7 protein-coding genes and 1 tRNA gene are annotated in these 14,324 nt (G+C 25.1%); 4 read left to right on the forward strand and 4 right to left on the reverse strand.

The window, feature by feature from the left end; translation table 11 throughout:
• Positions 1-348: 348 nt before the first annotated feature.
• Positions 349-567 (forward strand): hypothetical protein, encoded by a 219-nt coding sequence (locus L8X28_RS06920; RefSeq protein ID WP_263665901.1) that lies wholly within the window; start codon positions 349-351, stop codon positions 565-567.
• Positions 568-636: 69 nt separating this feature from the next.
• Here L8X28_RS06920 and L8X28_RS06925 read toward each other — a convergent pair whose 3' ends face one another.
• Both L8X28_RS06925 and L8X28_RS06930 read right to left on the reverse strand, forming a co-directional pair.
• Positions 637-1,236, reverse strand: coding sequence for an RloB domain-containing protein (locus L8X28_RS06925; RefSeq protein ID WP_263665902.1), 600 nt, complete (start codon positions 1,234-1,236; stop codon positions 637-639).
• Entirely contained in the window at positions 1,229-2,371 is a 1,143-nt protein-coding gene (locus L8X28_RS06930) for an AAA family ATPase (RefSeq protein WP_263665903.1), read from the reverse strand. The genes L8X28_RS06925 and L8X28_RS06930 overlap by 8 nt, the downstream gene beginning before the upstream one ends.
• Positions 2,372-2,928: 557 nt before the next feature.
• Between L8X28_RS06930 and L8X28_RS06935 the strand changes: the two genes are divergently transcribed.
• Together L8X28_RS06935 and L8X28_RS06940 are read left to right on the forward strand one after the other, a co-directional pair.
• Entirely contained in the window at positions 2,929-7,698 is a 4,770-nt protein-coding gene (locus L8X28_RS06935) for a type ISP restriction/modification enzyme (protein ID WP_263665904.1), read from the forward strand.
• A gap of 6 nt (positions 7,699-7,704) precedes the next feature.
• Positions 7,705-9,258: a KAP family NTPase gene (locus L8X28_RS06940; protein ID WP_263665905.1), complete on the forward strand. Its 1,554-nt coding sequence runs from the start codon at positions 7,705-7,707 to the stop codon at positions 9,256-9,258.
• 294 nt (positions 9,259-9,552) lie between these two features.
• On the opposite strand, the gene L8X28_RS06945 is transcribed toward L8X28_RS06940, so the two are convergent.
• The gene (locus L8X28_RS06945) at positions 9,553-10,050 is read right to left on the reverse strand and encodes a hypothetical protein (RefSeq protein WP_263665906.1); all 498 of its coding nucleotides are present in this window, start codon (positions 10,048-10,050) and stop codon (positions 9,553-9,555) included.
• Between the two features lie 1,256 nt (positions 10,051-11,306).
• Positions 11,307-11,393 (reverse strand) — tRNA-Leu (locus L8X28_RS06950).
• A 159-nt stretch (positions 11,394-11,552) separates the two neighbouring features.
• Between L8X28_RS06950 and flgL the strand changes: the two genes are divergently transcribed.
• A complete protein-coding gene (gene flgL / locus L8X28_RS06955) occupies positions 11,553-13,775 on the forward strand; it encodes a flagellar hook-associated protein FlgL (RefSeq protein WP_263665907.1) in 2,223 nt (740 codons plus the stop codon).
• Positions 13,776-14,324: the final 549 nt, after the last annotated feature.

The following is a 14,324-nucleotide window of genomic DNA, read 5'->3' on the forward strand; positions in this document are numbered from 1 at the left end:
TGTTATAAAAATTATTAAATTAATATATTATCCAATCAACTTTAAAAATACAATATTATTTTTTAATTATAATATTTCAAAGATCTAGCTTTTATCAACTTTGTATTATATCCATAATTGCTTCGTTGATATTCTTGATATTTGCGAAATCTACAAATTTCTACTAAGAATAGTTTAAATAATATATTTACAGAAAAAAAAATTATTTATAAGTTATAAAGTCTATTTTTGATATATTCTTTATATTATTAGCTTAGGATTTTTAATGGGTGTAAGCGAAAATACTTTTGAAATTATCTTAGAAAAATTAAAATAAGCAAAATTAAATAATAAAACAAAAGGATAGATATGTTTAAAAACGAAGAATATATAAACCAGAGAAAAGCATTATGGATAAAAAGTTTTGAGGCTTTTAAAGATGATGAAGAATTTCACAAAGAACAATTAGAACTTGCTGAAGCAGGAATAAATGATGGATTTGAGGAAGATCAATTATATAAATTAAACCAAAATTGTAAAAAAAGACAAAACAAACTTACTTATAAATATTTAAATTGTTTTAGCTAAAAAACCAATTTCAGATATTATTGATTAATCTGTATATAATCACAATATAAAAAAAGAAGCAGAGTTTTTTTAAATACCATTATATTGTTCTAATAATTTTCTAAAATAATATAGATTACTTTGAGTTAGATTATTTAGTGAATTTTTATCAATCTCACGCTGATCATTGCAAAAAACAGCGATATTACAAAAATACTTTTCAGCATTTTCTATACATCCACCTTTATTTAATATTTGAGAATATAAATCGTTAGTAGATGATTTAAAATTCTTACTATCGCTATATCCTAATTTTTTATAAAAATTTGTTTTGTTATTTTTACTATTATCTACAAAATGAAATCTAAGCCAATCTTCAAAATCATCAAGAGTAAGAAATAAATGCTTGTCTTTTGAATTTTTTATATGTTTTATAAGTTTTTCTAAAATTTTTAACTCATTAGTATCACTTTTTGCTCTATCTAGATCCATTACAATAATAAGTTTATCAATATAAGGTGCTTTTTCTATTTTATAAAGAATGTTTTTATATGAATTATTATTTTTTAAATTTTTTACATCTATTTTAACATTATCATAATTTAGATATTTAAAAAGGGAATTAAAATAATCTTCTTCTGTTTTACCTTCACACCAAATCTGTATACTGGGTTTTGTTTTTTTATTCATCATAAAGCCCTTTTAAATAATCAATATATGCTTTTTTCTTTTCGCTTCTAATATCATAATCGTAGTAAGTTCTTATCTTACTCTCTAGGTATTGATCTTTTTGAATTAAAAATATTTGTTGTGAATTTAAAAAACTAACATCAAATAATAAAACATTATGAGATGAAACAATTAATTGTCCATTATGGTTTTCCTCTGTATTAATAAGATTGTTAAATATAAGTATTAGCGCCAAAGTGCTTATTGAAGAATCTAATTCATCAATAAAAACAATTTTTCCTTCCTTGATAATTTGGGTTATTTTATCTGCAAAATATACTATTTTTTTAATACCTTCTGATTCTATTTGATAATTAAATTTCTTTCCATTACGAACAAAAAAGATTTCGTATATATTCTTTCCATCTTTTTCATACTTTTTAAACTCAAAATCTTTTATAGTTTTATCTAGCAATTGAAAAATTTCCAAAATACTTTCTTTGTGTTCTAAAAAATATTTCTTTTTATTTTCTTCAAATTCAAAATTATATTTTTTTGAATAATTACTATTCATATAAACTTCGATATTGTTTATAAGATTTACAAATATTTCTTTTTGTTTTATGTCAAAATCTTTTAAGAAATAAAATATATTTTCACTAAGATTTCTTGAAAAGAATAACTCTAGCTGTTTATTTTTTTCTTTACTATCAATATTAAAAATAGCCTTATCATTCTCAAATTCATATATAATTTTATTATTTTTCAAAAAAGATTCTTTTAGGATATATTTTTTATCAAACTCTATCGAATATGTAAAAATATCTTTATTGTTATTAGATAACTCAATACTTAATTTTATAGAATTTGAATTTTCATTAAAGGCATTGTCTGTTAAATGCTCTCTTAGGGTATGAGAAAAGCCATATTTAATTATATTTAGTAAAATTTTTACGCCTATAAAAAAGTTAGTTTTTCCGCTAGTATTCTTTCCAAAAAAAACTGCTGATTTCATAGGTTTCCCAGCTTGTGATAAATTAAAATTATACTCATATTTTGTATTTTTCAACTTACTTTTTGGCTTTGCTGTAAAATCAACAATTTGTGTTTCTATTCCAAAAGAATATAGACCAGATATTTCTATTTTTCTTAACATAATATTTTCCTTTTGTGTTATTATAAAGCATTGATAGTTAATATAAACATAAAATATGTTTATATTTAAAAATATATAGTTTTAAAGTCTGTTTTGATATTTTTTATAATATTCACTAAAGAATTAAAGCTATAAAAATGAATTAATAAAAATACATTCTTAATCAAGGTAAAAAATAAACAACTTAGCAAATTTCAATATTGCACTTCATAGGCATATAAAATATTAGTATAAAACTAAATCCACAAAAATATATTTGCTCTTAATGATTTAAATGAAACATTCAATAAATATATTTTGAAATATTGTTAAGAATAAAATAAGTTATTATGAAGCCCTTTGAAATTAATATAATAATTATGGCTTCAAAGAAAACTAAAGCATAAAACTGTATAAGAAGATATCTCTATAAAGAAAACACTACTGATCTAATAAGCTTTCTAGTAGGTATAATATCCATTTATAATTACACAAAATAAAAATACAAAACTTTTATATTTATAAGTTACAAAGTTAATTTTTGATATATTCTTTATATTATTAGCTTAGGAGTTTTAATGAGTGCAAACGAAACTACTTTTGAAATCATCTTAGAAAAATTAAAAAAAGCAAATTTAAACACTAGATCGAAGGGATCTATGTTTGAAAAACTTTCAAAACATCTTTTAAAAGAAAAAGATACAGCAAATATTTATAAAAATATTTATCTTTGGGATGAATGGGATAAAAAAGATGGGCAAGATTGTGGTATTGATCTAATCATTCAAACAAAAGATGATGATTATATTGCAGTTCAATGTAAGTTTTATGAAAATTCAAAAGTAGATTTTAAAGATTTAAGTACTTATTTTAGCAAGTTGCAAAGTGGAATAGGGGAGATTAAATTTAGTAAAGGCATTATTATAAGTACTAGCGATCTTACTCAAAATGCTAAAAAAGAGATGGAGCAAATTTTAAAAAACACACCTATAGAATTGATCACTTTAGAAGATTTTTTAAATTCAAACATAAGTTGGGATAAATTTGATCCAAATAATTCTTTAGAGCTGCCAATTACTGCAAAGAAAAAACCAAGAGAACATCAAATACAAGCCATAAATAACACAAAAGAATATTTTGCAAACAAAAATAACACAAGAGGCAAGCTTATCATGGCTTGTGGTACTGGGAAAACTTTTACATCTTTAAAAATTATAGAAGAAATTACTCCTAAAAATTCCATTGTTTTATTTTTAGCTCCTAGTATAGCTTTAGTAGGGCAAACATTTAGAGAATATTGCAAAGAGAAAACTGATGATTTTGTTGCTTCTATTGTATGCTCAGATAGTAAATCAGGTAAAAGCATTGAAGATGATATAGATATTTTAGAATTGCCCATTCCTGCTTCTACTGATACACAAAGCATTAAAAAAGCTTACGATATAGCTAAAAAAGACAACAAAAGATTTATCATCTTTTCTACTTATCAAAGTGTTGAAAAAATCATGCAAGCTCAAAAACAAAACGATCTAGATGAGATTGATCTAATCATTTGCGATGAAGCTCACAGAAGTGTAGGAAATTTATATTCAGGTAAGGAAAAAGATAAACTAAATACTTTTACTCTATGCCATAGTGATGAAAACATCAAAGCCAAAAAAAGAATTTACATGAGTGCTACTCCAAAGATTTATTCTAGTTCTCAAAAAAGCAAAGCTTTGGAAAGTGATAATGAAGTATTTTCTATGGATGATGAAGAAATTTTTGGAGATGAAATTTATAGTATTAATTTTAGAGAAGCAGTTGAAAAAGGCTTACTTACCGATTATAAAGTTATTATTTTAGCTATCAAACAAGAAGGTATTGCAAACATAGCAAATACAGCCATAGCAAAATTAAAAGATGAAAAAAATGTAGATGAAAAATATGTAGATATAGACTTTGTATCTAAAATCATAGGTACGCATAAAGGTTTAGCAAGAAATGATTTAGTTGCTCTTGATGAAAATAACCAAATAGATAATGACTTTTTAGAAGAAATGGATAGTAATATTTCAAGAAGAGTTATAAATTTTTGCAAAAGCATAAGAGATTCTAAAAATATAACCAATTCTTTTAAAATTATTATGCAATGCTATGATGAAGCATTAAAAAAAGATTCTTTTAAAAATCTTGATATAAACATAGATCATGTTGATGGAACTATGAACTCCAATATAAGATTAAATAAACTAAATAATCTTAACTCCCCAAAAGAAAATACTTGTAATATACTAAGCAATGCAAGATGTTTAAGTGAAGGTGTGGATGTACCTGCTTTAGATAGTGTAGTATTTTTTGATGGAAGAAATTCTATGGTAGATATAATCCAATCAGTAGGTAGAGTAATGAGAAAAGCTCCAAATAAAAAAACAGGTTATATCATACTGCCTTTAGCATTAAGCGAGAATGAGCTTTCAAATTTAGATGAGGCTATAAAAAATACCAATTTTTTGAATATATGGAGTATCTTAAAAGCCCTAAGAAGTCACGATGATACCTTAGTAGATGAGGCTGTATTTAAAGAAAAGATCAAAATAGCTGTGGCTGATTATGTGGCAGATGAAAGCTCAAATAATACAGATAAAAACTATGAGCCAAGCTTGTTTGATAGTTTTACCTTAAGTGAGCTTGCAAACACGATGTATAATGCCATACCAACTAAGCTTGGCGATAAAGGTTACTGGCAAAGCTTTAGTGCAAAAACAGCTAAAATAGTAGAAAAATTAAATATAAGATTAAATGCTATCTTTAAAGATCATCCTGAAATTTTAGAAGAATTTTTAACTTCCTTAAAAGAAAATATTCACCCAAACATCAAAGAAGATGAAGCCATAGATATGATATGCTCTCACATTATAACTAAACCTATATTTGATGTTTTATTTGATAAAAATATGGATGATAATCCTATAGGAAAAGCTCTTGATGAAGTAAATCAAAAGTTAAATACCTTTGGTTTAGATGATGAAGAAACAAGATCTTTAAAAGCCTTTTATAAAAACGTAGAAGAAAATGTAAAATTAGCAAAAAGTCAAAAAAGCAAACAAGAACTCATTAAAAACTTATACGATACTTTCTTTAGATCAGCTTTTAAAAAACAAGCTGAAAAATTAGGTATAGTTTATACTCCTATACAAGTGGTTGATTTTATACTTCATTCTGTTAATGAGCTTTTAAAAAGACATTTTAATACAGATTTTAACGATGAAAATGTAAAAATATTTGATCCATTCACTGGAACTGGAAGTTTTATCACAAGATTATTAAGTAAAGAAAATGACTTAATTAGCGATGAAAATTTCAAAAACAAATACGAAAAAGCAATTTTTGCTCAAGATATAATCTTGCTTGCTTATTATATAGCGCTTATTAATATCACTCAAACGGGTAATGAGAGGATAAATACTTTAGATAAATTTAAAAATATAGCCTTAGCTGATAGTCTTGATTATTTAGATAATGTCAGCAAAGAAGACACATCTTCGAGTTTGGATTTTAAGGATTTAGAAGAAAATAAAAAAATCAAAAATTTAATTACAAGTGAAAAAATCAAAGTCATCATAGGCAATCCTCCTTATTCAGCTGGAGCAAGTAGTGCAAATGATAATAATGCAAACATTTCTCACCCCAATTTAGAAAAACGTATCAAAGACACTTATGGTAAAGAATCAAATGCAAACCTAGCTAAAAATACTAGAGATACGCTGATACAAGCTATATATATGGCAAGTGATAAAATAGAAGATAATGGTATTATAGGTTTTGTAGTAAATGGAGGCTTTATAGATGCAACAAGTGCTGATGGCTTTAGAAAATGCGTAGCTAAAGAATTTAGTGATATTTATATTTTAAATTTGAGAGGAAATGCAAGAACTTCTGGTGAACAAAGAAAAAAAGAAGGCGATGGTGTATTTGATAGTGGCTCAAGAGCAAGTGTGGCTATAGTATTTTTTATAAAAGACACAAATGCTAAAACAAATAAAATTCACTATTATGATGTAGGAGATTATCTAGATAGACAGAGCAAACTTGATAAATTAGATAATTTTAAAAGTATAATAAATGTGCCTTTTATAAATATAATCCCAAATGAAAAAGGCGATTGGATTAATCAAAGAGGAGAGGACTTTGATAATTTAATGCCTTTGAAATCCAGCAAAAACGAATATGCTATTTTTTACTATAATGCTACAGGTATAGTAACTGGACGTGATAGCTGGGCTTATAATTTTTCTAAAGAAAAGCTTGTAAATTCTATGCAAAAATGCATAGCTACTTATAATGAAGACTTAGCTAAATTTGATCATCAAACATTTTTTAAAAAAAATAAAAATATTAAAAAGTCTGAGCTTTATAAAGAGTTAAGAGATAAAGATATAACCATAGATGAAACTAAAATTTCTTGGACTGCTGGTCTGAAACAAAATTTTATAAATAATGAAAAAATTAAAGAATTCAATCAAGAAAATATAAGAATTAGTTTTTATCGTCCCTTTACTAAAGAATATCTTTACTGGGATAAAACTTGGAATGAAAGACAATCTCAATTTTCAAAGTTATTTTCTAAAAATGCAGATGAGAATTTGTTGATAAATATCTCACTAAAAAGTTATAATTTTTCAGCTTTAATTTGCAATTTATTAAGTAGCTTAGATTATATAACACACACTCAAGCTTTTCCGCTTTATTTTTACCAAGAAAATGGAAGTAAAGAATACGCTATAAGTGATTTTGCTTTAGATGAATTTAAAAAACAATTAAAAGATGAAACTATAAACAAAGAAGATATATTTTATTATATCTATGCGATATTTCATCATAAAAGTTATTTGGAAAAATATAAATTTGAACTTTCAAAAGAAGCCCCAAGAGTACCTATAAGTAAAGATTTTAAAAACTTAAGCATTTTGGGTAAAAAACTAGCCACTTTACATTTAAACTATGAAAACAATGAGATGTTTAAAGAAGTAGAATTTAAAGATGGAGTTTTGGCTGATACAGACAATGATGAGTTTTATAAAGTCACTAAGATGAAAAAACTAGGAAATGATATTTTTTATAATCAAAATATCACTATAAAAAATATACCAAATATTGCTTATGAGTATAAAATCAATGGCAAAAGTGCGATTGATTGGATTATCGATCGCTATCAAATAAGCATAGATAAAAAAAGTTTAATAGAAAATAATCCAAATGATTATCAAGGTGGTAAATATATCTATGAACTTCTTTTAAAAATCATTGATTTATCTATAAAAAGCGTTGATTTAATAAATGAGATTAGTAAAATGGAGTGTGAGTGAAAATATATGAGTAACAATGGTATTGATTTTGCAGATTTTATTTTTATAAATAGAAATGAATGCAAGAAAAAAATAGAAGAAATTTTTAAAGAAAATAAGGATAAGTCTATCGCTATTGCAATCAATGGAAAATGGGGTGTGGGAAAGAGCTATTTTTGGAAAAACGAAATGACTCCGTTTTTAAAGAAAGAACTAGACATAACTCCTATATATACCTCAGTTTTTGGAAAAAAAGATGAAAATGAAATCATTAAAGACTTAGTGTCTCAATTTTTAACAATAGAAAATAAAAATGCAGATAATATAAGAGATTTTATAGAAGGAACATTTAAATTTTTTGGTAAAAACATAGATATGGATTCGTTGTTTAAATTTTTTAAAAAAGAACATATGAAAAATACCATTGTTTGCATAGATGATTTTGAAAGATTATCAGATAAAATTCCAGTGCAGGATGTTTTAGGATTGATTTCTGAACTTAAGGAGAATAAAGAGTGTTCTGTAGTTGTTATCTATAATGAAGATGAATTATTTAAAAACGATAATTTTAATCAAGAAAATAATAAAGATAAATCTAAAATAACAAAAGAAAAAATGATATTTGAAAAATACAAAGAAAAAGTATTTGATTTTCAAATCAAATTTGCTCCATCATCAATAGAGCAATTTTCCATTTTTATGTCAGAAAAATTAGAAAAAAATTTTGATGCTTATAAATATTTTCCTGATATTATAAACATAGATAAACTTTTACAAACTCATAATTTTACAAATTTAAGAGAATTAAATAGAGTAAATTGTACTTATCAAACTCTTTTAAAAGATTTTTCTTTAGAAAAATATCCATCAGAAGAATTTAAAAATATATATAATTATATACTTTATCCAATAGCTTATGCTTATCATTTTGGACTTAAACCTGAATATTTTGAAAAAAACAATATAAAAGGAACTACAAATTTAAGTTCCCCGCACACTTCAATATATAGTAATTTATTAAAAGAGCTATTATCTTATTTAAAAGATGGTTTTGAAATCATGCAAAAAACTAGTTTTTTATATATTCCGCAATTATTTCCTAATCCAAATGGATATACGCCTATACAAGAATGTAAAATTTTTTTATTAAATTTTGTTAAAAAAATTATCGATGATACTAATTTTCACATGGAATATATCAAAGAATTAAACGATAAAACATCACTCGAAGAAGCTTCAATTTGTTTTTTCTTAAAACATAAAAATGATATCAAAAGCATTCCATATATGTTTGGATATAGAATATTAAATTATGCTTTTAATGATGAAGATAGTATTGAACTTAAAAGAACAAAAAGTTTTGCTTTAGAATTAGTAATAAAAAAACATGAAAAAGAAGTATTGGATTTATTTAATCAATGGTGTAATAAAGCTCATGAAGTAATAATTAATAATAAAAACGAACAAGAATATTTTTGGATTAATAAATTTACTTTTTATCTTCCATTAGAAAGTTTATCTAAAAAATTAAATATTCCAATACCTCAAAATAAGTTAGTAGAATTGTTTATTAAAAACTGATTTTACTAAGCAATTATAATTTTTATTCTTAAGATAATATATTATCAAAAAAGCAATATAATCTTTTATTCAATGATTAATTATTGTGAAATATTACTGAAAATTACTAACTAGTTATGATATTTAAAAAAGCATATAAAGAAAAGAGATAATTTTGATCTATATTTACAACTAATACAAAAAAGATTTACTAAACAAAATCTACAATCTTTCATAATCTAACAAAACAAGCTTATAAATCGATTTTAATTATTTAATGCTAGGTTGATATTACTTTATAGTAGATTTTTGATTTTAGGCTTGTTTTTGTTTGTTTTTAGCGGTATTTAATTGCAATAAAATCTTTATAATATTTTCAAAGTCTTTAACATCTTCATTTAATAAAGCATATTTATTGCTTAATATGGCGTATTTATAAGCATTGATAATATCTAAATCAGGATATTTTTCTTGTAAGCTTTTTATTTTACTTGATTGCTTTACTCTAGCAAGTTTTGATTTATAGAGATTTTTATATTTATCATAAAGTGAAGAACTAATGCCAATTAAAGCACCTTCATTTTTGGTTTCTTTAAAGACTCTTAAGACAAATTTGATACAGCCATTTTTTCTGTTAATGCGTCTTGTATCATAAGGATTTTTTAAAGAATATTTAGTGCAATTTACTACCCAAGTGTGAATTATTTTTTCTAATCTATCGCTTTTGTTTTGCGTAGGAGTTTCATCTAGTTTTATCTCATCTTTAGGATTATCAGCAGATACAGTTTTTTTGAAAAATATATTTTTAAACACAGAATAACTTGCCTTTTTTAACAAAAATTTATAATATTTTATCATACAAAAATTACAAAATCATAACATTTTCATTTTTTAAAAAAACACAGAAAATCTCAAAAAAATACTAAAGGTAACGAAAACATATAATCTAATACTTACGAAGTAATGTATTGCAAAAACGATTATTTTTAACAAAAATGACAAATTTTATAAAAATCTATAAAAAATACACCAAAAATTTATCAAAATATACGAAATATATACTTTTTAGGCTAAAGGTAACGAAAACGGCATATTTACATAAGTATGGAGTAGTGAATTATTTTTATATTGCGGAAAAATATACGAAATATATACTTTTTTATATTAAAGGTAACGAAAATGGCATATCTGCTTAGCATGGAGTAGTGATTATCTTAAAATGGGCTATTTTTTATAAATTTTAACCTATAAAACTCCAAAAAGAAAGCTTTAAAATACAGCTTAAAATTTCCATTTTACTAAACTTTTTATCAAAACAAAAAAAGGTAAGATTTTTTGAAAAAATTAACTTGTATTTTTTTGGATATTTTTTTCATAACTCTTTAAAAAAATGAAGATATATTTTAAGAAAAAATGAGAGTATTTTTAAGCTAGCGATCCAACTAAAATAAATTTCATTTTTATAAAAAATAAAAAAGATAAAATCAGATTAATTTTTATTTTAATATCAATCATGATCACCTCCTTATAAATTAATAAAATATAAAAAGGATCATAGCTTAAGCTAATCGCTAGCTTAAAAGTACTAAGTGATATAATTTTATAATAATTTTAAATTAAAATAATTTTTTTATATTTTTGATAAAAAGATTAAGATGTATATAAAATAATATTTGCTTAATCCTAAAAGCAAAAAACCGAAAAAGCCGAGAAACTATTATTTTACCAATGCTAATAATTATAAAATTTCATATGCTTTAATGGTTTAACTAATTTTAAGCCTTATGAATAAAATAAATAAATTATAATGTATTTAGTTTATACTGTCTTCTTTATAATAAAAAAAGAAATAGAAAATGAATTAGCAATTGAATATAAAAAAGTAAAATGTATTTTTATTTTATTCTTTTTTAAATATTTTTATAAAAATGAATTTCTTTTTTTAGATTATAATGATAAATTATATTATTTTAATATGGAGTATTAAAAATTAATTTTTGAGAAAAAAACCGCTACCAAAACCGCTCCCTGAGTTTTTTAAAAATTTTAGAAAACACTTTGAAAAGTAATGGTGCCCGAGGTCGGACTCGAACCGACACAAGGTTGCCCTTACCAGATTTTGAGTCTGGCGCGTCTACCAGTTTCACCACTCGGGCTTTTTGAAAGTTTTAAAATAATTAAATAGAGTATGATATTATACTAAAAAAAAATTAAAACAATATAAAATATTTTATATAAAAAATTTAAATATCATTAAAATTTGGAACTTTTTTTGCTTGTAAATAATTAAAAAAATTTATTTGCGGAGCAAAATAATGAGAATTAGCAATCAGTATAATTACTACACTTCTATACAAAACTACACAGATGGTCAGTCTTTGCTTAATAAATATAATTTGCAACTACAAACAGGTCAGCTTATTCAGCATTCTTGGGAAAATGCAAATGTTTATATTAATGGCTCAAGATTAGAATATGAGATGGCAAACATAGGTCAAATAGTTCAAGGAACTCAATCTGCTATGGAGCTAGCAAAAAACACAGATACTGCCTTGAAAAATATCACAGAACTTTTAGAAAAATTTAAAACATTACTCACAAAAGCTGCAAGTGATGGTAATTCTCAAGAATCAAGAGAGGCTATAGCAAAAGAACTCAAACTTGTAAGAGATTCTATTGTAAATATTGCTAATACTAGTATCAATGGGCAATATCTCTTTGCAGGATCAAATAGTGCAAATAAACCTTTTGATAATTATGGAAATTATACTGGGAATAAAGATAATATTTTTGTGGTAAGTGGTGCTGGCACCCAAATTCCTTATAATATACCTGGATGGGATTTATTTTTTAAGCCTGATTCAAATATCAATAAAATTATTTCAACAAATGTTTCTTTTACTGATGCTCGTTATCCGGACAAAAAAGAATTTTTAACCGGAGAATCTAAATTTTCACATTTAATAGGCCAAAACTATGTTCAAAATGGAGAACTTGATCCAGATAAAAATTTTCAAGATAGCTATGATGAGAAACTTCCTTTCCCGCATTCAGCTATGTATATTCAAGGTGTTAGACCTGATGGAACAAGTTTTAAAGCTACTTTAGATATAGATCCTGATGCAAAAATTGAAGATGTATTAAAAAATATTGGAAGATTATATGGAAATACAGAGGGAAATGAGGTTGTTAAAGTAGCATTAAATGATAGCGGGCAGATAGAAATAAAGAGCTTAAAAGAAGGAAGTAGCTCTTTAGATTTTCATGCTGTTGCTTTAACTCCACAGCTTCAAGATGAGCAACTTATTAAAGATTTAAAACAGGCTGCGGATGCTGAAGGTATTTCTATGGCAGAAGTAACCAATCGTATTATGCAAGCAGCGCATGGTGGAAATCTGAATGATACTAAAAGTCCCGTTACGATTGAATTAGATGGTAAACAATTTACTGTAGACTTGCACAAAACAGATTTTATTAAAAGTAATATCAATGGTGATAAAACTAATGGGGCTAGTTATGATGTGCCTTTTGAAAAAGATGGAAATACTGTTTTTGGCAATGTTTCTCAAGTGATTAAAGGTACAAGTGAATATGCTACTGATAGTACAAAGTTAAGTGAAGTTGTAGCAAATGCCAATGGAAGTATGCAAGGTCAACAACTCCAAATGGAAATTGTTTCCAAAAGTGGACGAACTTATAAGGTAACTATTGATTTGGAGAACTCAAGAGTAAGCTATCCTGATCCAAACGATCCTACTCAAACTATAAGTTTTCCTATTACTCACTCTCAATATAATGAAAACACAGGTAATGCTGTGGGTATGCAAACAAGACCTGAAGATATTACTTATGGCCAGTTAAATGATATTATCGGTATGTTTGCAAGTGATAATGTTCCCACAGCAACTATAAATGCAAATGCAAATGGTACTATCAACAATGGAGATTTTCAAATCATTCAACAAAATATAAATGATTCTAAAGGTTTTGTTGAAGTTAGTATGGACTATAAAGGTCGTATAAGTATTACTGATAAATTTTCAAGTAACACTAATATAGGTCTTACTATTAAAGATTCAAATTCAAATAGCGGTTTTCCTCCAGCAGGTACTTCTGTAAATGGATCAGGTTTTGTATTTAGTGCAAACAATTCTTTAACTATTGATGATCCAAATGTTGATTTGATTAAAGACTTAGATGAGATGATAGATGCTGTTTTAAATGGCAGTATGAGGGCTGATTCAGAAGGAAGTGATCCTAGAAATACAGGTTTACAAGGGGCTTTAGAAAGAATAGATCATTTGCAAGATCATGTTAGAAAAATGCAAACAACCATAGGAGCTTACACTAATAATATAGAAGAGACAAATAAAAGAATGACTTTTTTAAATATCAATGTAGCTTCTATTAAAAGCGGTGTAACTGATGCTGATTATGGGCAAACTTATATGCAGTTTATGCAAACTATGGTATCTTATCAAGCTATGCTTTCGGCTACTTCTAAAATTTCTCAAATTAGTTTATTAAACTACTTATAATTTTTTGATATAATAGCTTTTTTCTTTATAAAGGATATATTATAAAAAAAGAAGCTATTTTTGTTATTTCTAATATTTTTATTTTTTATTTTTGCTTAAGTGCTTTGATACCCGATCAAGCTTTAGTAAGTATTATAGGGTATTCCTTGGCAAAACTTAGTTATTTTTTATTTGGATCATTGACTAAATTTTACCCTTTTGTCTTTTTTTGGTTTAATTATCTTTTGTATAAAAATAACTATAATTTTGAACTTATAGAGCGTAGATTTAGTGTGGCTGTTTTTGCTTGTATTTTTGCTTCACTTATTTTTGCTTCAGCGTTCTTGCAAGATAAAGGCTATATAGCCTCTGCTATGTTTGTAATCTTAGATGGACTTTTTGGAAAAATAGGAAGTTTAATCTTGGTGATTTTGCTTTTAGCTTTTGCTTTTAGTATTTCTTTTCCGCAAATTATCAAAGAGGTATTTAAAATAGAGCTTGATTTTGATTTTTATTTAAAACTTGAAACTTTAATTAAAAATAAAATTTTTGGCTTTTTTGGTGGCGATA

This window comes from Campylobacter sp. CNRCH_2016_0050h, assembly GCF_025772605.1.
GTDB lineage: Bacteria > Campylobacterota > Campylobacteria > Campylobacterales > Campylobacteraceae > Campylobacter_D > Campylobacter_D lari_D.

Bases quoted from the DNA above. Each gene is read 5' to 3' on its own strand.
- L8X28_RS06930 (WP_263665903.1), bottom strand. From the start codon at position 2,371: ATGTTAAGAAAAATAGAAATATCTGGTCTATATTCTTTTGGAATAGAA.
- flgL (WP_263665907.1), top strand. From the start codon at position 11,553: ATGAGAATTAGCAATCAGTATAATTACTACACTTCTATACAAAACTAC.
- L8X28_RS06925 (WP_263665902.1), bottom strand. From the start codon at position 1,236: ATGAATAAAAAAACAAAACCCAGTATACAGATTTGGTGTGAAGGTAAA.
- L8X28_RS06920 (WP_263665901.1), top strand. From the start codon at position 349: ATGTTTAAAAACGAAGAATATATAAACCAGAGAAAAGCATTATGGATA.
- L8X28_RS06940 (WP_263665905.1), top strand. From the start codon at position 7,705: ATGAGTAACAATGGTATTGATTTTGCAGATTTTATTTTTATAAATAGA.
- L8X28_RS06935 (WP_263665904.1), top strand. From the start codon at position 2,929: ATGAGTGCAAACGAAACTACTTTTGAAATCATCTTAGAAAAATTAAAA.